The sequence below is a fragment of the bacterium genome, from assembly GCA_022763185.1.
Lineage (GTDB): Bacteria > Bdellovibrionota_G > JALEGL01 > JALEGL01 > JALEGL01 > JALEGL01.
Map to the genome: position 1 here is coordinate 282,774 of JALEGL010000014.1, position 22,578 is coordinate 305,351.

16 protein-coding genes are annotated in these 22,578 nt (G+C 36.4%); 9 read left to right on the forward strand and 7 right to left on the reverse strand.

Going from position 1 to position 22,578, the window contains the following annotated elements; genetic code table 11:
• Positions 1 to 8 precede the first annotated feature (8 nt).
• Both MRY82_09210 and MRY82_09215 read left to right on the forward strand, forming a co-directional pair.
• Complete coding sequence (locus MRY82_09210) at positions 9 to 1,487, forward strand: TolC family protein (protein ID MCI5073100.1); 1,479 nt, start codon at positions 9 to 11, stop codon at positions 1,485 to 1,487.
• Complete coding sequence (locus MRY82_09215) at positions 1,474 to 4,578, forward strand: efflux RND transporter permease subunit (protein MCI5073101.1); 3,105 nt, start codon at positions 1,474 to 1,476, stop codon at positions 4,576 to 4,578. Before MRY82_09210 ends, MRY82_09215 begins: the two co-directional genes overlap by 14 nt.
• Positions 4,579 to 4,665: 87 nt before the next feature.
• On the opposite strand, the gene MRY82_09220 is transcribed toward MRY82_09215, so the two are convergent.
• Both MRY82_09220 and MRY82_09225 read right to left on the reverse strand, forming a co-directional pair.
• The gene (locus MRY82_09220; GenBank protein MCI5073102.1) at positions 4,666 to 6,333 is read right to left on the reverse strand and encodes an NAD-dependent malic enzyme; all 1,668 of its coding nucleotides are present in this window, start codon (positions 6,331 to 6,333) and stop codon (positions 4,666 to 4,668) included.
• 59 nt (positions 6,334 to 6,392) lie between these two features.
• Positions 6,393 to 7,964, reverse strand: a complete 1,572-nt coding sequence (locus tag MRY82_09225; protein ID MCI5073103.1) for an FMN-binding glutamate synthase family protein — start codon at positions 7,962 to 7,964, stop codon at positions 6,393 to 6,395.
• Positions 7,965 to 8,099: 135 nt separating this feature from the next.
• On the opposite strand from MRY82_09225, the gene MRY82_09230 reads away from it, so the two are divergent.
• Together MRY82_09230 and MRY82_09235 are read left to right on the forward strand one after the other, a co-directional pair.
• Positions 8,100 to 9,998: an oligopeptide transporter, OPT family gene (locus MRY82_09230; protein ID MCI5073104.1), complete on the forward strand. Its 1,899-nt coding sequence runs from the start codon at positions 8,100 to 8,102 to the stop codon at positions 9,996 to 9,998.
• A 373-nt stretch (positions 9,999 to 10,371) separates the two neighbouring features.
• Positions 10,372 to 10,659: a HipA N-terminal domain-containing protein gene (locus MRY82_09235; protein MCI5073105.1), complete on the forward strand. Its 288-nt coding sequence runs from the start codon at positions 10,372 to 10,374 to the stop codon at positions 10,657 to 10,659.
• Positions 10,660 to 10,760: 101 nt separating this feature from the next.
• Here MRY82_09235 and MRY82_09240 read toward each other — a convergent pair whose 3' ends face one another.
• From MRY82_09240 to MRY82_09250, 3 genes are read right to left on the reverse strand one after another with little or no spacing between them, the layout of a single operon-like run.
• Entirely contained in the window at positions 10,761 to 12,965 is a 2,205-nt protein-coding gene (locus tag MRY82_09240) for an amino acid permease (GenBank protein ID MCI5073106.1), read from the reverse strand.
• A gap of 15 nt (positions 12,966 to 12,980) precedes the next feature.
• The gene (locus MRY82_09245) at positions 12,981 to 14,426 is read right to left on the reverse strand and encodes a hypothetical protein (protein MCI5073107.1); all 1,446 of its coding nucleotides are present in this window, start codon (positions 14,424 to 14,426) and stop codon (positions 12,981 to 12,983) included.
• Positions 14,423 to 15,655, reverse strand: a complete 1,233-nt coding sequence (locus MRY82_09250) for an MFS transporter (protein MCI5073108.1) — start codon at positions 15,653 to 15,655, stop codon at positions 14,423 to 14,425. The genes MRY82_09245 and MRY82_09250 overlap by 4 nt, the downstream gene beginning before the upstream one ends.
• Before the next feature lie 80 nt (positions 15,656 to 15,735).
• Here MRY82_09250 and MRY82_09255 point away from each other — a divergent pair, with 80 nt between their 5' ends.
• The 3 genes from MRY82_09255 (at position 15,736) to MRY82_09265 (ending at position 19,266) form a co-directional block, all read left to right on the forward strand.
• Positions 15,736 to 16,263 carry a hypothetical protein gene (locus MRY82_09255; protein ID MCI5073109.1) on the forward strand — a complete coding sequence of 176 codons (528 nt, stop codon included), beginning with the start codon at positions 15,736 to 15,738 and terminating at the stop codon, positions 16,261 to 16,263.
• Between the two features lie 33 nt (positions 16,264 to 16,296).
• Complete coding sequence (locus MRY82_09260; GenBank protein MCI5073110.1) at positions 16,297 to 17,835, forward strand: sodium-dependent transporter; 1,539 nt, start codon at positions 16,297 to 16,299, stop codon at positions 17,833 to 17,835.
• A gap of 141 nt (positions 17,836 to 17,976) precedes the next feature.
• Positions 17,977 to 19,266, forward strand: a complete 1,290-nt coding sequence (locus MRY82_09265) for a NupC/NupG family nucleoside CNT transporter (protein ID MCI5073111.1) — start codon at positions 17,977 to 17,979, stop codon at positions 19,264 to 19,266.
• A 186-nt stretch (positions 19,267 to 19,452) separates the two neighbouring features.
• Here MRY82_09265 and MRY82_09270 read toward each other — a convergent pair whose 3' ends face one another.
• Positions 19,453 to 20,280: a hypothetical protein gene (locus MRY82_09270; protein ID MCI5073112.1), complete on the reverse strand. Its 828-nt coding sequence runs from the start codon at positions 20,278 to 20,280 to the stop codon at positions 19,453 to 19,455.
• Positions 20,281 to 20,398: 118 nt separating this feature from the next.
• Here MRY82_09270 and MRY82_09275 point away from each other — a divergent pair, with 118 nt between their 5' ends.
• Both MRY82_09275 and hpt read left to right on the forward strand, forming a co-directional pair.
• Complete coding sequence (locus MRY82_09275; protein MCI5073113.1) at positions 20,399 to 21,274, forward strand: purine-nucleoside phosphorylase; 876 nt, start codon at positions 20,399 to 20,401, stop codon at positions 21,272 to 21,274.
• Positions 21,261 to 21,824 carry a hypoxanthine phosphoribosyltransferase gene (hpt, locus tag MRY82_09280; GenBank protein MCI5073114.1) on the forward strand — a complete coding sequence of 188 codons (564 nt, stop codon included), beginning with the start codon at positions 21,261 to 21,263 and terminating at the stop codon, positions 21,822 to 21,824. The genes MRY82_09275 and hpt overlap by 14 nt, the downstream gene beginning before the upstream one ends.
• A gap of 92 nt (positions 21,825 to 21,916) precedes the next feature.
• Here hpt and rpsD read toward each other — a convergent pair whose 3' ends face one another.
• On the reverse strand, positions 21,917 to 22,537 hold the full coding sequence (gene rpsD / locus MRY82_09285) for a 30S ribosomal protein S4 (protein MCI5073115.1): 621 nt from the start codon (positions 22,535 to 22,537) through the stop codon (positions 21,917 to 21,919).
• Positions 22,538 to 22,578: the final 41 nt, after the last annotated feature.

A 22,578-nucleotide genomic window follows, 5' to 3' on the forward strand; every position in this document is an offset into this window, starting at 1 on the left:
TAAGCGGTATGCACTTAGAAAAACTTTTTCGAGTTTTGGTTCTGGCCAATGTGCTTTTTCTTGGTTCTTCCGGTCAAGCACAAACAGTGGTTGACCTGTCAGTAGACAATATTCTTCAACGTCTTGAACAAGTATCGTTTGATTATCAGTTGGCAGTTCTGGAAACTAAGGTTTTACAAAGTCAGGGTGAAAGCCTTTTGGGAGTATATGATCCAACCTTAAATACGCAATTGGGTTATAGATTGGATGCCAGTGATCCAGTTAATGCTGTTTTTGGTACCCGAAACGATACATTGTCCTATACAGCCAACATTCAAAAAAACTTTAAATACGGTACGTCAGTGGAGTTTGGGTTTTTAGGCTCTAGCCAATCAAGCAACAGTCCTTTTGTTGCTCTCGATCCAGCAATTGATAACCGATGGTATTTAAAGTTACGTCAATCTTTATGGAAAGATGGTTTAGGTAAAAATATTGTCCGTGAAATAAAAGCTCTAGAAAGTAGAACACAAGGTTCAAAAATACTCAGTCAAAGAAGAAAAGAAGTTCTTTTAGCCAGTGTATTATTAAACTTAATTCAACTTCAGTATAGCCAGCAAGAACAACTTATTTTAAGCCAAGCTTATCAAAGAGCATTAGACTTGTATGATAATACAAAAAACAGAAGACGTTTGGGAGTGGCCAATAAATCCGATGTAATGGCTAGTTCAGCCAATACTCTAGCCAGAGAACAAAATGTTCAACAATCAAAAAACCAATATAAAACAGCATGTCGAGAGTTACTTTATTTGTTGGCCTATGATTTAGGCAAACACAGCTGTGAAAAAAATGATCAACAATCCATACTTGTATGGCAATTTTTAGAACAAGCAAGTGAAAAACAAGAACATAAACATCGTGAAGTTGAAAAACTAAAAAAAGATGTTTTAGCCCAACAGTTGATAGTTGAAACATTCAAAAACCGCTTAAAGCCTGATTTAAACTTAATTTTGGAGCTGGCATCAAATGGAGTTGATGATGATTGGAGTCGATCTTTTCAAGAAAGCTTAAGTCTGGATAACCCAAACTTTTTTGCAGGCCTTGAGCTTAGTGTGCCCTTAGGGAATAGACGAGGTAAAAATAATCTAAAACGTGAAAAAATAACAAATGATCAACTCAAGCTACAACTTAAACGTTTGCAGTCAACAATTGAAAAAGACTATTTAAATGCATTAGAAAACTATCAAAGTTATAAGAAGCAGTTGGAGATTTCCTTGCAGCAGGTCAGTGTTGAAGAGAGAAAATTAAAAGAAAAAAACAATGATTTTAAAATTGGTAGGGCAGAAATAGCAGATGTGATTTTGTATCAACAAGATGTTTTAAGTGCCCAGCTGAATGTAAAACGTAATGAAACTCAAATGCGTATTGCAATAGTCAATAAAGCCTTAGCAGATGGCAGCTTGCTCAATACACTTAACTCTAAAAAAGAGGTCAATAATGAAATGGATTGAGTTCTCTGTTAAAAATAGCTTGGTTGTTAATCTTCTTGCTGTTTTTGTTACCGTGGCAGGATTACTTACAGCCTTATCAATGAATCGCGAAGCCTTTCCTTTATTCTCATTTGATATCGTTTCAATTAATACGACTTATCCTGGAGCAACTCCAGAAGAAGTTGAAAAGTTGATTACACAACCTATAGAGGAAGAATTACGCAGTATTTCAGATTTGGATAAGGTTGAATCGATATCTGCAGAAGGTTATAGCCTGATTTACGTGACGATTGATCCAGATGCAAAAAATAAAAGTAGAATTGTCACAGATATTCAACAAGCAGTGGATAGAGTAGAGGGATTGCCCATTGATTTAGAAGATGATCCTATTGCTACTGAAATTAGAACTCAGGACAGTCCTATTATTGAGTTGGTTCTTTTTGGTGATATGAGTAGGGTTGAGTTACAAGCCCAAGCTGAAGAAATTGAAAAGCAACTGCTGGATATTTCCTTGGTAGCAGACATTCAAAAAAAGGGTTGGAAAGAGCAAGAAATCTGGGTTGAACTGAACCCAAAAAAACTTAAACGTTATCAATTGTCTATCAATGAAGTTTCTTCAGCCATTAAAGCGAGAAATATTAATGTACCGGGAGGTATATTTGATGATGGTCGAGAGGAACTTTTAGTTAGGACCAATGCTGAGTTTACTCAACCAGAGGAAATTGATGAGATTGTTATCAGAGCAAATACGTCTGGAAAAGTGATCCAGGTTAAAGATGTGGGGCAAGCGAGGTATGCTTTTGAAGACTCAGATACAACCGTACGTGTAAATGGTGAAAACTCTGTTAGTTTAGTCGTCGTTAAAAAAGCAGTAGGTGATACCATTAACTTGGTTGAGCAAGTACAAAGTGTAACGGATAACTTTATTAAAAACTCCAACTCAAACCTTCAGTACAGCTTTATCAATGACGTTTCTGTTTACGTCAAAAGGCGTCTCAATATTTTATTAAGTAATGGCTGGATTGGCTTATTATTGGTCATTATCTCTTTATTTGTGTTTTTAAGTCCTAGGGTGGCTTTGTGGACAGCTTTAGGTTTACCCATGGCTATGGGTATGGGACTTTGGATGATGGGAATGTTTGATATTACCATCAATTTGATATCCATGTTTGGGCTTATTTTAATTTTGGGCATGCTGGTTGATGATAGTATTGTTGTCGCTGAAAGTATTTACAGATTTTTAGAGCAAGGTAAAAACCCAGTAGAGGCAGCCATTTTAGGAACTAAAGAGGTTGTAAAACCTGTAGTGATGACCATTTTAACCACAGTGGTTTTTTTCCTGCCCTTGGCATTCATGTCAGGAATTTTTGGTAAATTTCTAAAGCCAATACCGATTGTGGTGATTATTACTCTGTTAGCAAGCTTGGTTGAGTGTTTTATTATTTTACCTAGTCATTTAGCGGATTTTGGCGCAAGTAAAAAACAAAAAGAAAGTACCCAGAATAATACCCCTCAAGTGAAACACTATTCTAAGTGGTTTGAGAGCTTAAAGAACTTATATGGACAGTGCATGCAAGTTATATTTAAAGGTCACTTTGTAGTTACAAGCTTATCGTTAACCATATTGATTGCTGGAATACACTATGGTTTCAAAACAACGTCAATTAACCTTTTTCCTGGTAAAGATATAGAAATCTTTTTTATAAGAGCGGAAGGTGAAGTGGGCACATCTTTAGAGTTAACTGAAAAAAAAATTGAAGCACTTGAAGATTTAGTAAAAAAATTACCTCAAGATGAACTTAAAGATTATGCAACGCAAATTGGTTTGGTTCAGCAAGACCCTAATGATCCAGCAACTTTAAGAGGTAGCCATGTTGCCCAAGTGGCAGTTTATTTGACAGCAAAAGAAGAACGACAAAGAGAAACCAAACAGATAACCGATCAGCTGAGGAATGAAATAAAAAATGTAGAAGGCTTTAAAAGAGTATGGATTGATGAGGTTAAGCCAGGTCCACCACAAGGAAAAGCTGTGAGTTTAAGAATAAGGGGCCCTAACTTTGAGACATCAAGAGAAATTGTTAACAAAATCAAGACAGATTTGAAAAAAATTCCAGGAGTTCGTGACATTAGAGACGATTTTGAACCGGGCAAAAAAGAAGTTCAGGTTATTCTTGATGAAAAAAATATTGCCAGGGCTTCACTATCCCCGATAACTGTTGCTCAAACAGTTCGAGCAGCAGTCGATGGCGATTTGACAACTGTGATTAAAGAAGGTGAAGATGAAGTTAATGTCTTTGTAAAACTGGATGAAAATTTAAATCAGTCTTATACCACTTTGAATGATCTTTACGTTCAAAACCCTTTTGGTTTTCAAGTGCCTCTATCGAGATTAGTTTCTTTTCAAGAAGGGCAAAGCGTAAGCCAAATCAAGCATTATGACTTTAAACGAGTGGTTGGTTTAAGCGCTAATATTGATGAGGATGTAACGAGTTCAAAAGAAGTCAATGATATTATTCGTAATAAGTACAGTGACCTAGGACAGCAGTACTTCGGTTATGATTTGTTTTTTGGAGGTGAAGAAAAAGATACACAAGAGTCTTTGGATAGCCTCATGCGAGCTGCTATTTTAGCATTGATGATGGCCTTTTTTATTTTAGCGGCCGCATTCAACTCATTGTCTCAACCTCTGTTGATCTTATTGGCAATTCCTTATGGTTTGTTTGCAGCTATTTATGCTTTGAAGTTTCATGGTGAACCCTTAAGCTTTTTAGCTTTTTTAGGCTTAATTGGTTTGTCAGGTGTAACAGTGAATGACTCTGTTATCTTGATAGATTATATCAATCAAAAAAGAAAAACCTGTGAAGATAGACTTGAAGCTGTTTTGATAGCTTGCAAGACCAGATTAAGACCAGTGATTCTTACAAGTGTGACCACAGTATTAGGCTTAGCTCCAGTAGCATATGGTATAGGCGGTAATGACCCATTTTTAAAACCAATGGCATTAACAATGACTTGGGGTTTAGCTTTTGGAACAATACTAACTTTAGTGTTGATTCCTTGTGCTTATTTGACTTTAGATAGCATAAGCTCTGTTTTTAAAAAGCGTAGTTAGGGGTTTTAGCTTTTAGAATAGTTTTTTTAATACAAAATCATTGTTCAATTATGCTTTGCTGGAGCTATGATAGTTTTTATAATGTACTTAAAGCTTATAAATGTCGTAGTTTGGATTCCACATTTTTGCTTCTATTACGTCACGGCTTTTGCTATTGAATGGGTTACGATTGATTCCCAGTCTATCTGCTTCTTCCCATACTCTGTAAGCAATGTTTTTACTTGTTTCTCTTAATTTTGAAAGAGGGGGGAGTAACTTTCCTTGATCTATATCTTCTTGAGTCATCATTTCACCAATGGCTTTTGCAGCAACCGTGAACATTCCTTCAGTGATGGTTCTGGTACCAGATACAATTGCGCCTAAGCCAATTCCAGGAAAAACATAAACATTATTGCCTTGGCTTATGGTGTAGCTTTTATTTTTATACTCAACTTTTCCAAAAGGACTTCCTGTTGCTACAATCGCTTTACCATCTGACCATTCTATCAAATCTTGTGGTGTAGCTTCAGAGTTTGTGTTGGGATTTGAAAACGGAAAAATAATAGGATGCTCAGTGTAACTAAGCATTGAATGAACAATGGTCTTATTAATTAAACCTTTTTGACCAGAGGTCCCAATAATAATAGTAGGTTTATATTTATTAACCAAACTTTCAAGATTGTTTAAATCTTCAGTTTCAATGGTAAAATGCTCTTGTGTTAACTTTGACCATGCAAGCGGTTGCTTTTCTTCATCATGGTTTGGACCTTCAACCAATAAACCTTTGCTATCAGTCAGTGCAATACGACTATTGATTTCAGATTTGTTTAGTTTTTTAAAGTTATAGTACTGTTTTAACAAGTCTGCTATGCCAAGACCAGCAGCACCAGCACCAACAATGAGAACTCTGTGGTCAATTAATTTGGTTTTTGTTTTTTTACAGGCAGAGCGCATACAAGCCATGGCAACGGCAGCTGTACCTTGAATATCATCATTAAAGTTTGGAATTCTATTTTTATGTCTTTTTAAGAGCATTGAGGCATTTTCTTTTCTAAAATCTTCCCATTGAATCAACGCTTTTGGAAAAACTTGCTTAACAGCAAAAACAAACTCATCCAGCACCTCTTTGTATTCATTGCCCTCAATTCTTTTATTTGGCCAACCAAGATACTTTTTATCGTTAAGGAGCTCTTGGTTGTTGGTTCCCACATCTAAACTTATGGCTAAAGTTTGTGAGGGATGAATGCCGGCTGCAATAACATACAAAGCCAATTTGCCAATAGGGATACCCATCCCACCAGCCCCTAAATCACCCAAGCCTAATATTCTTTCATTATCGGTGACAACAATTAAGCGAATATTTTTGTTAGGATAGTTTTCTAACGTTTCTAAAATATTACCTTTGTGATCAGGTGTAATCCAAAGTCCTTGCATTTGACGATATATATGACTAAATTTTTGACAGGCTTTGCCTACGGTAGGCGTATAAACAATAGGCATCAGTTCATTGAGGTGGTTGCTAAGTACTTTATAATAAAGCGTTTCATTGCGGTTTTGTAAAGCAACCAGAGCAATATGTTTATCTAAATCTGAAGATTTTTTTTGAATTTCATCGTATATTCTTTGGCACTGCTCATCCAAAGTACTCACTCTATGCGGCAGTAGTCCATTAAGCTTAAAATTTTTTCTTTCTTCTTGAGTGAAGGCTGTTCCTTTATTGAGTTTAGGATTACTTAATAAGGCAGTACCAAAACTCGTTATTTTAATGGTTTTCATCAATGACTCCATTTATAATATTCAGCAAATTATTATATCCATATAAAAATGCTGTGTTTTTATTTGATTAATGAATCGTTAGACATAACATGTTTGTATATTGAAGGAAATGGCTTTTTGAGTAAGGCTCCTTTTTCTATTTGTGGGTAAAGTTCTTCATAGTTTTTAACATGACTCAAATCTATTCGCCTAAATATATGTTTTGGACTGAGTTGATCAGGGCTTTCTAATCCCATTGAGCTTAAGAGCTCACCAAAAGACTTTAAGGTTTCTCTGTGGTACTCGGCAACACGTTTTGACTTAAGTTCTACATCTAAGCCTTTAACCAAATTAGGTTTTTGGGTGGCAACACCTGTTGGACAAGTGTTATTATTACATTTAAGGGCTTGGATACAGCCAATCGCAAGCATCATAGCTCGGGCGCTATAACAAGCATCAGCACCCAAGGCAATTAATTTAACCATATGAAAACTAGTGAGTACCTTGCCAGAAGCTAAAACCTTAATTTTATCTCTTAAATCAAAACCCAATAAGGTTTGGTGCGCAAAAACCAAACCATCTATCAAAGGCATCCCTACAGAGTTTGTGTATTCAATAGGAGCAGCACCTGTTCCTCCTTCTCCACCATCAATAGCAAAGTAATCTGGATAAATTCCAGTTTTTAAAATACTTTTACAAATATCAATAAACTCACTTGGCTTACCAATACAAAGTTTTATGCCAACGGGTTTTCCTGAGCTATACTCTCTAAGTTGTTGAACGAAATGAAGCATTTCATCGGTATTTGAAAATGCTGAATGTGAAGGTGGTGACAAAACATCTTGCCCCATAGGAACATTACGTATTTTGGCTAATTCTGGAGTAAGTTTTTTTGCAGGCAGTATCCCTCCATGCCCAGGCTTAGCACCTTGTGATAATTTGATTTCTATGGCTTTTATGTTGGGGTGATTGGCTTGCTCTTTAAAACTTTCTGCGCAAAACAAGCCACCTTCTTTACGAGCACCAAAGTAACCTGTCCCAATTTGCCAAATTAAATCGCCACCATGCTTTAAATGATAAGGAGAAACCCCACCTTCACCGGTATTATGAGCAAAATTTCCAATTTGTGCACCTTTATTTAAAGCCATGATTGCATGACTGCTCAAGGAGCCATAGCTCATGGCAGAAATATTAAGTAAACTCATTGGGTAAGGTTGTTTGCATTGGTGGTTACCCAGTTCAAATTTAAAGTTATGTTTATGAAAAGGTTTAGTGAAAATAGAATGACTGACCCATTCATAGCCTTCTTCGTATACATCTCTTTTTGTTCCAAAAGGAACAGTATCCAGTTGATCTTTAGAGCGTTGATAGACAACAGACCTGTATTCTCTATTGATAGGGCTTCCATTGGTTTCAGACTCAATAAAGTATTGACTGATTTCAGGACGGATACTTTCAAATAAATACCTGAAATGACCAAGGATTGGAAAATTTCTAAGTATGGTATGTTTTTTTTGCATAACATCGTAGAGTGCAATCAGTGTTAAAGGAACCAAAAGATAAAGTAGTCCAAAGTACCCTTCAGATAGTTTACTTAATAAAAATATCAAAAGATACAAGAGGGCAATAACGGTAAATATCCAAAGTCTCATAGAAGCTATTGATGTATGACTTAAGTGTTCTTGTCAAAAATTTATGATCAGGACTAATAAAATTATAAGTTTAAAAAATAAATATAATTTATTTAAATTGTTGACGTATAAAAAAAATTACGATTAGCAAGTTGAATGCAAAAAAATCAAATTAAAGAGTTTTCATTATTTTCAGTTTTTTTAGGTATCATTTTATCTATTGTGATGGGAGCGGCCAACGTTTACCTTGGTTTAAAGGTGGGGATGACGGTTAGCGCATCGATTCCAGCAGCAGTTATTGCTTTAGGAATATTGCGAGGCATATTTAGAAGAAAGTCAATTTTAGAAGCCAATTTGGTTCAGACATCTGCTTCGGCTGGAGAGTCTTTGGCTGCGGGTGTTATTTTTACAATGCCAGCCTTAATACTGATTGGTATATGGACAGAGTTTGATTTTTGGACCACAACTTTAGTCAGTATGACCGGAGGTTTATTAGGAATTTTATTCATGATTCCTATGCGTAAAGTTTTTGTGGTTGAGTCTAATGAATTAAAGTATCCCGAGGGTGTCGCTTGTGCTGAAATACTTACTGCTAGTGAAGACGATGATGAAGATAGCGCATCTAATTTAAAGATGCTTTTTGCTGCTGTTGGTATTGGTGGACTTTTTGAGTTTGGTAAAAAGTTTTTCCATATTATATCTTCCACAGTAGAAGGCGCGGCCATTTTTGGTAAAAAACTGTTTTGTTTTGGTTTTGATGTTTCACCTGCCTTGATCGGTGTTGGTTATATTGTGGGTTTATCGGTTGCAACGCAGGTTTTTTTGGGTGGCTGTATAGGTTGGTTGATAGCAATACCCGTCATTTCAAATGTTGACCCCTCACAGTTGGATGGTTCTGCAATAGATATGGCGTATGGTCTTTGGAGTACAAAAATACGATACATCGGTGTTGGAGCAATGATTGTTGGAGGTGTTGCATCAATTTTTAAAGTGCGGCACAGTATGGTAGATGCTGTTAAGGAACTTTTTGCCCAGATGTCGAATTTATCAAATTCAGAAAATGTTCCTGAAACAGAAAAAAATATTCCTGGTAAAGCGATTATCGCATTAACTGTTGCAACCTTGCTTACTGTGGCAGGTACATATTATCAACTGCTGAACCATGATATTAAAATAACCCTGCTCACAACGATGATTATATTTGTTGCATCTTTCTTTTTTACTGCTGTGGCTAGTTATATTGTAGGCTTGGTAGGTAACTCCAACAGTCCTGTTTCCGGTATGACAATAACTGCAGTATTGATGACAGGGCTTCTTCTATATGTTTTTGGTTTTACCGGAACTCAAGGTATTGTTGCGGTGTTAGTTGTAGCGGGTGTTGTTTGTTGTGTGTGTTGTACTGCTGGAGATGTTTGTAATGATCTGAAAACAGGACAACTGGTGGGAGCGAGCCCAAGAAAACAACAATGGATGCAGATTATCGGTGTTGTTGTTGCGTCTTTTGTGATGGCGCCAGTTTTAACAGCCATCCATGAAGGCTCTATTAATGCCGGTACTGGCGGAATTGGTGGAAAAGATTTACCTGCGCCTCAAGCGGGTCTTTTTGCTTCTTTAGCAGAAGGTTTTTTTGGTGATGTTGCATTACCATGGGACTATATCGCTGCAGGTGCCATCATAGCGGTCTTAATTTTGGTTGCTAATAAACTTTTTGAGGCCAGTAAAAGCTCTATTCAGTTGTACGTTATGCCTGTCGCTGTAGGAATTTACTTGCCTGTTGGTATCTCTGTTCCCATTATGTTGGGTGGAGTTATGCATTACTTGGTTTCTAAAGCAGGAAATAATAATAAACAAGGTCTTAAAAAGGGAACCTTGATATCATCAGGGTTGATTGCTGGGGAATCACTCATGGGGGTTATTTTAGCCATCTTCGCCTATAAGAATATAACAGGGCCAGCATGGGATGTTTCTCAAACGCTTACAGCAATATTGGGGACTGTGGTGACATTTGGTGTAGCTTATTGGATTTATAAAGCATCTAAAACAGATAAAGCCTAAAAAAACTAAATCTACTTAAACCGATTTATAAAGATTTTAGGAGAGCGTTTTGAAGCCTATAGAAGGACTCAATTAATGCAAGATCAAGATGTGTTTGATAAAGGCGAGGTTAAAAAAAATGCCTTGGCTAATTTTAAAAAAGGAATAAATACATCTTTATCTACTTAACTTTATAAAATCCTTAGAGGTGGAGGCTTGTTAGGCTTTTTAGAGCCCCTCGTTCCTGGAGTTGAAACCTTTAGCCCAATTCATGAAATAAAAACCAACAAAAAGAACTCTTGCAAGAATACATAAGAAAAGTCAAACACAGGACAAAAAGTTTCAGTCGGGAGATGAAGAGTGACACCACCTCGCAGTATTCATCTTTGGAACCATTGGAGCTGTTTCACATAAAAAGAATGACAAACGTACAGCTCTATTTGAATATCATCCTGATATTTTAAACTCCAATATTCAACTTTCGCCAGTAAGTATGCCGCTTAGGAAAAATATACGCTCTTTTCCTGATACAAGTCAAAGAACATTCAAAGGCTTACCTGGCATTTCAATAGACAGTTTATTTGATAAATTTTTTAATCAGTTGATAGATCAGCATATGGCCAGTAAAGGTTATACTCTCAATGAGATAGTGCAATTGATCGACTATTGTATGTTGGGGTAGAGAGGCATGGGAGTGCTTGAATATCAACCGGCTCTCAATATAGATAGTGATCAATACTATACAGGAACAGATGGATTGTAATTCTAACTAAAAACAACAAATCAGTTAAAAATTTCTTTAAAGTTGATGTCTTCACTGGCCAAGGTGATGCAAGTTAGAGGCAATTTTTCTGTCTTCTTTCTAAGAGATGTATAGTAGTCTATGTATGAATCCACAGTTTCTTCCTCTTGTGGAGCACGCATACCTAAAAAAACTAAATCTGCGCCTGTTGAGTTTGATTGAATCACTTCAAAAGGGTTTTGATTTTTTTCACAGATGAATACTTCTGGGGTTATGTTTAGACGTCCTGATTTTATAAATTGTTTTAATACATCTAATGCTTGCTCTTGATCTTCACCTTCATGAATCGTTGTTTTTAAAAAAATGTTGGTTTTACCTTGAGGGGAGTATTGTTGCATAAGGTGAGCTAAAGCTAACATGAGGTTAGCATTTTGCTGTTCACGACCCCACCAAATATCAATTCTTTTTAAAGGAAGATCTTGTCCCAGTTCAGCTTCTTCTTTTTCTTCATCCATTCTGTTTTTTAAAATCAGAACATTTTTTTCTTTTCTGTAACATGACTGCAGCAAGGAAATATAATCGGGTAAGTTTTCATCTTTGTCACAATCACCAAAAAGAATCGTATTGGGTCGGATAGGACCCATGCCATAGCTAAAAATACTGTTTTTTATGCTTTTCCAAGTGTTTTCACCAATGGTAACGGAAACCAAGGCGGCAATATGTTTTTTATTGAGAAATTCTTTAATAGATTTTTCCAGCTTAACACTTCTGTCATCAGAAACCTTATCACCTGTTATGCTTGCGCCTAAACTTAAAAAGCCTTTATCTTTGGTCAGCATATTGGCAAATTGAACCAAAGACCAGCGACTTTTAGGAGAGCCAGTAAGAGCATAAATATTAGGTCGCCATGAACGAGCATCTGGGTCCATGCTATCAAGTTTATAAATAGCATTTCTAACCAAGCTCATCCACAAACCTCTTCTGATATCAGACCAATGACTGCCTAAGTTTCTTTTTTTGGTGATGATGTAAATTACTGTAACACAAGCAGTTGCAAGAAAAGTAGCACCAGGGTTGATCATTAGCATGGCTGCTAAGCAGCCGACTGCCCCAAACAAGCTGGTTAAAAAATGGGTTCTAAATTCTGGTCGCCAAGATGGGTTGCCCATAAGTTGTTCAAAAGCAGCTGATAGATTAAGAAAGCCATAAGATGTTAAGAAAAACATAGATAAAATAGAGGCGATGGCATTGAGGTCTCCAAGGAAAAATACACAGGCAGCAACAAGCAAAGAGAAAATTGTTGCACGCTGAGGAATATCTTTTTCATCAGAACCTTTGGCAAAAAATGAAAAAACAACTCTATCTTTTGCTAATGCTTGCAATGTTCTTGGTGCACCTAACATCGCACCAAGAGCACTAGATAAAGTAGAGCCCCATAAACCTAAAACAACAAATAAAGGGATAAATGCAACGCTTTTTACAATCAAGGTATCACTCAATAGTACATCTTGATTTAAGCCCAGGTTATCAAGTTTTATGCTAAAAAGAGCGTAAACAATAAAGCCGGTGATTACGGCCAATAAGGTACCAATAGGTAAGGCTTTAGAAGCATTTTTTAAGTCTCCAGACATGGACAAACCAGCTTCTATACCAGTGACAGCAGGAAAGAAAACAGCAAACACTGCCCAAAAAGAGACTTTGGGTTGCATCATATGATCAATTGGTGAAAGATGGTTGACATCTTGGCCTAAAAAAAATGAAACAATAGATATAAGAATTAAAACCAAAATTATGCCTTGCGTTTTTAAGGCAAAGTCAGTTGATTTATAGGCTGTTGCACCAATGATACTAAGAAATAAAAGCTTGATGGGGAGCTCAGGAATAAATGGAAATAACATGATCACTGACTCAGCAAAACCAGTGATATAAAATGCAATACCTAAGCTTTGAGCAAAAAACAAAGGTATACCAATGGCTGCACCCGCTTCAAGACCAAATGACCTTGAAATCATATAGTAAGCGCCACCACCTTCAACTTTCATATTTGTTGCTGTAGAAGCAATAGAGAGGGCAGTTAAAAAAGTAATCAAAGAAGATAGGGTGACAATAAGCAAAGAAGCCACTAAGCCCACTTGTCCCAGCATCCAGCCCATTCTTAAAAACATCACGGCGCCAAAGATTGTTAAAATACTTGGGATATAAACGCCTTTAACCCAGCCAAATTTAATTTTATTATCTGTTGTCATGTTGGTTTTGTCGTCTTATAAAAGTTTTATTTTAAGATCAAACTGTTCTTCAAATGATTTTTTTATTTGATCGAATTGTTTTTGTTTTAAAAAGCTTCTTTTAGTTAGTTCTATATAAAAATATTTCTTTGAAACCTTGTAAGTATAGATCCATCTTGGATTATTGTTGAATAACCATAATATAACTTTAAGGGCAACTGCTATTTTTTTAAGCAGTTGTTTTTTTTCATGTTCAAAAAAGGTGCGGTCATCTGATTCTAACAAGAGTTGAAAAATACTTAGAATATCGGAGTATTCTTCTTGAGACTGATAATATGGATAGTTTTGCGCAATTAGCATGTAATCGGAAAAACGATAGTTAAGTTTTTTAGCGTTACAGAGCCGTCCTAATACCGTAGCAGTCATGCCAAGCTTGATTGAACTTTTATCTTTAATTAGGATTCTTGAAAAGAGCTTTTTGAGATGTGGTAGCCATTGTTTGTGGCTTGAAGGTAAAGTATTTTTTTTGAAAAATATTGAAGAGAAGTCAATGTTTTGTATTTGAGTGTATTTAGGTTTTTGCGCCTTTAACGCTGAGTTAAGTAACCCTTCTTTTAATGCAGTATCAGTATAACTTAAGCTGGAGCATTCAAAGAATTTTAATATTTCATTTAAAAGAATATTGCCGCCAGTAAACATATCAATACGTTTTTCTTCTAAGTAAGGAACTGCCTTAAGTTGTTCGGTGTTAAGTAGTGCAGTTTGCTCAAGAAGTTTTGATAAGTTTGTAGAAGAGCAATTTTGATTAATGTAGCGCCCCTTGTTTAAAACTTTAATGATACCTTTGACAGTGCCACTTGAACCATAAGCAATTAACGATTTTACTTTTGGCCATGTTTTTAAATGTTTTTTTAAATGTTTTTGGACATACTCTTGCAAATTTTTTTGCTCTTGAATGTTGGGTGTTGTTTTCTTTAAAAACTGTGCTCTAATTAAAGAGGATCCCAGTGGAATGCTGTGATGATACACTTTGCTTTTATGACTCAAGCTAAGCTCTGTGCTTCCTCCGCCAATATCGATGCATAGAAAGCTTTTCTCTTGTGGGTGGACTAAATTTTTTTTAATGCCTTGATAAATCAGTTTTGCTTCTTGTTTTCCTGAAATCTCAGTCAACTTAATATTTGAGCGTTGATGAATGGTGTTGATGAACTCATCTTTATTGTTTGCATAGCGTACTGCTGCAGTCGCGTAAGCATGGATCTGATCAACATACAGTTGTTCAGAGATCTGACTGAAATGTTTAAAGACTTGTGAAGTATTGTTAATGCTGTTTTTAGAAAAAAAACCCTTGGCAAAAACATCTTTGCCCAATTGAATCATTAGTTTTTCACCGTAGAGCTTTTTATAAGTTTGATCGCCAAAAAGTTGATAAATATCAAACCTAACAGAGTTGCTCCCAAGATCTATAATACTAATCCTCATTGTATATCCTCTTTATGAAGTTCATCTAGGTTCCATAAGCTTGGAAAAAGTTTTCTCCATGATAAGGCTATCAAAACGGTGCCAAGCCCTCCTAAGGCAGCTGCCCAGACTGTACCAAACCATTTAGCCGTTACCCCAGACTCAAACTCTCCCAGTTCATTAGAGGCCCCAATAAACATAAGGTTGATTGCACTAATTCTACCCCGCATGTTGGAAGGGGTTAAAACTTGCACTAAAGTTCCTCGTGTAACGACACTAATAATATCACTAGCACCCATGCAAAATAAGAAAAACAAACTTAAAATGAAAGACCTTGATAAAGCAAAACCTAAGGTAAATAAACCAAAACACAGTACAGCAAGAAGCATGCGTTTACCTATATTACGCTTAATTGGCTTGTAACTTAAAAATATAGCCATTAAAGTAGCACCCAAGGCAGGAGCACTTCTTAAAATGCCTAGGCCTTGGGGTCCAACGTGTAAGATGTCTTTAGCATAAATAGGGAGGAGTGCCGTTGCTCCTCCTAGAAGAACAGCAAACAAATCAAGAGAAATGGCACCTAAGAGTCTTGTTTCTTGCTTTAAAAAATTAAAACCTTCTTTAATTTGATTAAAAAATGAATGAGTCAGGGTTTGGCTGATTGAGGAGCTTTGAATTGTGATGAAGCAAAGTAGAGACAAAAATACACAGAGACCAGCAATTAAATAAGTCATATAAACAGCTTGGATAAAGTAAGCGTATAAAAAGCCACCTAAAGATGGACCGATGATAATGGCAATTTGCCAGGCAGAACTATTTTTTGCTACATATTGTGAGAAATCGTTTTTAGTTACAATATTGGGTAAAAAAGATTGGGTGGCGGCGCCGACAAAAGCTCTGACAATGCCTAGACCAATCATTAAAAGATAAATTGTATTTTGATTCAAACTTTTTTGGTAGCTTAGACCAGCCAAACTAAGTGAGATACAAGTTCCAAAAAAAAAGCATGCTCTAATAATATTTTTTTTATTGTATTTATCTGCACAAATACCGGCGTATGGTGAGAACAAAGCCATTGGCAAAAACTGACTTAAACCAACGTATCCAAGGCTTAAAGGATTAGAAGTTAAGTCATAAATAAACCAAGCTATGGCAAGTGATTGTATTTGAAAAGAAATAACTGAAAAAAATCTTGCAGTTATAAATTTTCTAAAATCAGCCTTGTGTGTTTTATCTGCAAATGCTTTCATTATTTTATCTTACAAACAATCAATAAATTAAATAAAAAAGTTGAATAATTTCCCAGTCTTTGCTTTTGTAAAAAACATTAATGAAAGCTTATATTCAATTTATATTGCTTATACCAATTTTTTTCTGCATTGAGATACTTTATGCATCTACAACAGAAAAAATAAACAATGATAACTACTACAACGTTGGTGTTGGAGATGTTGAGTTAGATTTGAAACTCAATAGCAGTTTTTATGGTGATAGTTCTGGACCGAGTGTTTTTACCTTTCAAGTGGGTGGAAATTACTTTATTTCAAAAAATTTGGCTCCTGGGGTGGAGCTGTTTATTCAGGACGTCGAGGGTGAATCACAATTTAGGGTATTACCCAATGTTAAATTATACCTTCCAGGGCATGATCGGATACTGCCATATGTTCAAGCTGGTTTGGGTTTGGCAAACGTTCCTCAGGCAAGTGGTTTAAATTTACGTTTGGGTGGAGGGGTAAATTATTTGCTGACTCGCTCAGTCGCAATAGGTGTGGCTTTGCAGTATGATTTTTTAATGGCTGAAGATGGTCTGCACCGTATCGAGATACCCGTAGGGTTTCATTTCTACTTTAAATATTGAGCAAAAATTATAGAAAGTTAAGGGTTTAGAAGTATGGGTAAGAACAGTAAGAAAGAATCATGGGGATCTAAATTAGGGGTTATTATGGCTGTAGCCGGTTCAGCCGTAGGTTTAGGTAACTTCTTGAGATTCCCTGGCCAAGCCGCTCAAAATGGTGGCGGAGCATTCATGATTCCTTATTTTGTTTCATTGCTGTTAATTGGTATTCCTTTGGCTTGGGCAGAGTGGACTATGGCGAGATATGGTGGTCAAAAAGGTTTTCATAGTGCGCCGGGCGTATTTCAGAGCTTATGGAAAAATAAGATTTCTAAATACTTGGGGTCATTGGCCATTCTTATTCCCTTGATTATTTTTATGTATTATGTGGTGATTGAAGCCTGGTGTTTAAGTTACGCAATAGATTATTTAAATGGTAGCTTAATGAAGGGTAATGATGCCAAAGCTTACAGTGATTTTTTTGCTCAACAGGTAGGTATTTCTGCAGATGGATCTTTGTTTCAAAAAGGTAGCATGAAAGTTATTCTAGTATTGATTTTTACCTTTGCTTTTAATTTTTTCCTCATTGCTAAAGGCCTCATGGGTGGAATTGAGCGCTTTGTGAAAGTGGCCATCCCCATCATGACTGTTTGTGCGATATGTGTATTGATTAGAGTGCTTACTTTAAAAACACCCGATCCAAGCTTACCAGAGCAATCGGTTATTGGAGGTTTGGGTTTTATGTGGAATCCAAACTTTGAAAAATTAACGGATCCACAAACGTGGTTGGCCGCTGCCAGTCAAATCTTTTTTAGTTTGTCTGTTGGTTTTGGTGTAATTATCAACTATGCAAGTTACCTAAAAGAAAAAGATGATGTTGTTTTAAGTGGTTTAACAGCTTGTAGTATGAACGAGTTTTTTGAAGTTTGCCTTGGGGGGTTAATTACCTTACCAGCGGCTTTTATATTTATGGGAGCAGGCTTGGCTAGCGTTTCGGGATCTACCTTTGGTTTAGGTTTTAATGCTTTACCTAATGTTTTCGCCCAGATGCCTGCGGGACAATTTTTTGGCTTCTTATGGTTTTTTATGCTGTTTCTGGCAGCGGTGACCAGTAGCTTATCCATGATTCAGCCAGTTTTTGCTTTTGTTAAAGAAATAGGCATAGAGCACAAAAAGGCAATCAAGGGGGTTGCCTTAATCAGTGCTGTTGGTGCGGGCTTTGTTGTTTATTTTTCCAAAGATCTTAAAGCTTTGGATACCATGGATTTTTGGGTTGGAACCTTTTTGATTTTTATTCTAGCCATGATGCAATCAATTATTTTTGCTTGGATTTTTGGTGTCGATAGAGGCTTTGAGGAGGCTCACAAAGGGGCAAGTATTAATATTCCAGGCTTTGTTAAACCCATCTTAAAATATGTGACTCCAGTATATTTATTAGTTATATTTATTGGCTTTGCAGTCAATAATGCCCCAGCTTATTTTAAGAGCCTCTTAAGTGATAGCGTTGCAGGAGTAAGTGTTGCGTTTATCATGTTTATTTTAGCAGGTATCTTATATTTGATACACAAACACAGAAAACTATGGGAACACGTTTAATTAAACAGAGTAGAAACGGACAGTATAAGGAGCAATGGTATGACTTTGGGTGGCTGGATAATGATGAGTTTGTCAATATCAACAGTTTTGATATTGATCAGCTTTTGTATGTATAAAGTATTTAGATAAGAGGCAAAACATATGTTATATAATTTAGTATCTTTACTGGGTATAGCCGGTATTATTGGTCTAGCCTGGTTGATGTCAAACAATAAAAAAGCCTTTCCATGGCGCATCGTTTTATGGGGATTGGGCTTACAGTTTATAATTGCCATTTTTGTTTTTGTTCTTCCAATAGGAAAGAGCTTTTTCTTATGGGTCAATGATTTGGCTGTAACTCTAATTAGTTTTGCTACTGAAGGAGGCAAGTTTGTTTTTGGAGGATTAGCAACCCGTAGCATGGAAGTAAAAGAGGGCGCTGCTCCAGGTTCAGACTTTGTCTTTGCTTTTGAAGTGTTAACCACGGTTATTTTTATCTCGTCTTTGATTGGGGTTTTGTATTATTTGAAAATCATGCAAGTGATAGTAAAAGCGTTTGCTTGGGTCATGCGAAAAACTTTAAAAGTTTCAGGGGCTGAGGCCCTGGTTGCATCGGCCAATATATTCTTTGGACAATCAGAAGCTCCTATTACAGTAAGACCCTATATCGCAAAAATGACACAGTCAGAAATCATGTCTATGATGACAGGAGGCTTTGCTACAGTAGCTGGTGGAGTTATGGCAGCATACATTGGTATGTTACATGAAGTTTTTCCAAATATAGCGGGCCACATGATCTCTGCATCTTTACTGTCTGCTCCTTCTGCTTTGATGTTGGCTAAAGTTGTACTGCCTGAAACCGAAAAGCCACTCACTCAGGGAAATGTGGACATGAACGTAGAGACTGAGGATGTGAATGTTCTTGATGCTGCTGCAAGCGGTGCTGCATCTGGTCTTCATCTTGCGCTCAATATTGGTGCCATGTTAATAGCCTTTATCGCTTTGTTGGCAATGATCAATGCCATGATTGGCTATGCTGGAGCATTGATAGGGGTAGAAAGCTTAAGTTTACAAAAGATTCTTGGCTGGACACATTACCCTATTGCCTTAATGATGGGAGTATATCCTCAAGATGCCATGACTGTAGCTACATTGTTAGGTGAAAAACTGGTGCTTACAGAATTTGTAAGTTATCTACATTTAACTCAGATTTTAAAAGAAGGTGTTATACAACTTCATCCTAGATCAGTGGTTATTGCAACTTATGGCCTGTGTGGTTTTGCAAACTTTGCTTCTATTGCCATTCAAATCGGAGGTATTCGGGCAATAGCTCCATCACGATCTGGAGATTTAGCGCGTCTAGGTTTAAAGGCTATGTTTGCTGGAGCTCTTGCGGCTTACCTAACAGGCAGTATTGCAGGTATTTTCTTTAACGGGAATGCAATTTTATAGTTTTATAGTTTTGAGTTAGGAATCAACGCTTCTATCTTTTTTCACCCAAAACAAAACTTTTGCTTTGGATATTGAGTATAGAGTGCGGTCGACTATTCAGACCAAAACTAACAATATACCTCTTCTAGTTATAAGCGTGTTTAATCAAAACCGAGTTTTTTGTGATCTATTGCACTATTGATAAAGCTAATCATTTTTTTCTGCTAACTTGTTGTCAATATCTTCACGAGTAAAAGAAAAGATTTGTTCACTTAATTTGATCAAATCTTTATCTTCGGTTGCGAGTTGTTCAAACTTTAAGTTTTGAGCACCAGCAATCCATTGCCATACAAAGGGATTGTATTTAAACTTTTCACCAATCGCCATGGCTCCAGCATTGGATGTTTTTTGAGGAGAGTCTTTCCCCAAAAACTCATTTTGTACCAAATCACCATCAATCGCTGAAGAAATAGACCTTTCAGCTTTGGCATTGATGATCATCACCATGCACATAGGACAAGGCTCTAAGGTTCCGTAGACATAATAGCCATTTTTATTGAATTTTTGAGTTTCTTCATTTGTACTTACAGAATATTGTGTCAAAGGATCAACTATAGCTGATCTTGATAAGTTGTGATCATCCATTTTAACACCATATTTATTTTTTCCTTCATTGATGATGTGATTTCTGTAAGCCACGGCGTCTTCTAAAGCTCTGGCTTCAGCATGATCTGTCACACCAGCGCCGGTCACCATAGCATTTCTACCTGGAAATTCATAAATGATACCGTCATGAACCAACAAAACTAAGGCGCCAATCCCATAGTTATTTTCATTAAAAGCTTTTAAAGCAGAAGCTAATGCTTTTCTTGCATAATAGGCATGTTGCCCAACTTGATAAGTGTTTTTTGTTCTTTCTAAATAGTTTTTAACCTGAGTAGCTATGTGTACATCGTTAGTATTGGTTTGAGCAATGCTAGATTGATGACTAAAAATTAGAAAACAAACACCGAATAAAAAAAATAGTTTTTTCATGGTAATCCCCAATAGAATTATATTTTAGTAAAATACGATATAGCAGTTTACATATTGTGATTCAAATGAAAAATAATTAAAAATACGCACTATGTTGTTTTTTAAAGGCTTACAATATATGTCAGCCATCATGATTGATATAGATGTATTAAGAAAAAAAATAAAGAGTGCGGTTGATTATTTATCAAATGCTAATGTAGCGAATATAAAAGCAAAATATCTTATTGTCTTAGGTTCTGGACTCAGTGAAGCGATTGATGATTGGGAAATGATTCACGCATTTGCGTATAAACAAATTCCCGGATTCCCTAAGCACATTATAGAAGGGCATAAAGGCGAAGTTAGACTTTATAAAATCAATAATACAGAGGGTGACTATGCATGGGTATTAACGGGAAGATTTCATAGTTACCAAGGTTATGACCCTGCGGAGTGCGCTATTCCAATTCGAGTGGCTGCTTGTTTGGGTGTTAGTCATGTAATTTTGACCTGCGCTGCTGGTGGAATCAATCAGGCCTATAATCCTGGAGATATCATGTTTTTAAATGATCATATCAATAGCACAGGGATGAGCCCTTTTAGAGGAGCTAATTTAGAGGAGTATGGGCCTCAATTTTTAGATTTAACGCAAGTTTATGATGACGAATTATTGCAACACTTTAAACATGCTGCAAAACAAGCCGATATCAATACCCATGAAGGGGTTTATGTCTGGCATTGGGGACCAGAATACGAAACCCCAGCAGAGATAAAACGCTGGTCTATTCTCGGTGGAGATGCTATTGGTATGTCCATGGTGCCAGAAGCCATGGTTGCGCGGCACCATCAGTTGAAAGTTGCAGGTATTGCTTGCATTAGCAATAAAGCGGCAGGCATGTCAGATCAAGGCAGAAAAGGCAAGTTGGACCATAAAGAAGTCTTAGAAGTGGGCCAACACAGTAGCCAAAAGCTAAAACAGATATTAAATAACTATTTTAATAATGAGAGAAAGTAAGATGTTGGATTTTCCCAAAGACTATTGTTTACCTCCCCTTATCAAACAGGAACAGTTGAAAGCCAAAATTCATGAATTGGGTCAGCAAATAAGCCAAGACTATCAGGGCAAAGAGATCTTATGCATTGGTGTTCTCAATGGAGCAGTTCAATTTTTGGTACATTTAATTGAGGAAATAAAACTTCCTCTTAATATAGATTTTATTTCTGTATCAAGTTACGGTAATTCAACTCAATCTAGTGGTCAAATATCTTGGCGTTTAAAATTATTACAAGACATCAGCAATAAGCATGTAATCATCGTTGAAGACATTGTTGATACAGGCATTACCTTAAGTGAAGTTAAAAAAGAGTTTTTAAAACACAAGCCAAAATCATTAAAGATTGCATCCCTTTTTTCTAAACCTTCAAGGCGTGAAGTTAAAGTTGATATAGATTACTTAGGGTTTGAAATAGAAAACCACTATGTTGTAGGCTTTGGTTTTGATTATCAAGGTTACTATAGAAACTTACCACATGTAGCCATTCTGCCTGAAGACCGATACAAATAATATAAGCAGCAAGCAATTTTAAGGTTTACATGCAAAAAAAAGCCTATGCAAAATGCATAGGCTTTTTTTGTAAGATTATTTTAAAGAATAAACTATTTAACCAATCTAGAATAGTACTCAATGACCATTGGAATTTCCACTACAAATGGAAAGTCTTCTCTGCCTGGTGTAGAAGTTAATGTTGCAGTCATGCTGGCATCATCATAACGTGACCACTCTGGGTGGTTGCCTGTAGCTTTACGCTCTTCAACTTCAGACTGAACGAGGATCATTTTTTTACCTTTTTCAGTTAAAGAAATCTCTTCACCTTGTTTGGTTTGATAAGAGGCAACATCAACGCGTTTGCCATTGACTAAAATTTTACCATGCGCTACCAATTGACGGGCAGCAGCAATAGAAGGAGCAAAACCAATGCAATAAACTACATTGTCTAAACGTCTTTCTAAAATATCTAATAAGTTTTTACCAGGGTCACCTTTTTTACGGAAAGATTGTGAAACGGCTCTTCTTAACTGCCTTTCACCTAAACCGTAGTTGTAACGTACTTTTTGTTTTTCAATCAACTGTGTACCGTATACACTTTTCTTTTTGCGTTTATCACCGTGTTGTCCGGGAGGGTATGGGCGACGTTCTGGTCTTTTTCTGGATAGACCGGGTAAATCTGCACCCAGTGCACGCATAACTTTCAATCTTGGTCCTGTGTATCTTGCCATTTAAGCTTCCTTATTTTTGAGTATTTTACTCATAAAATCAA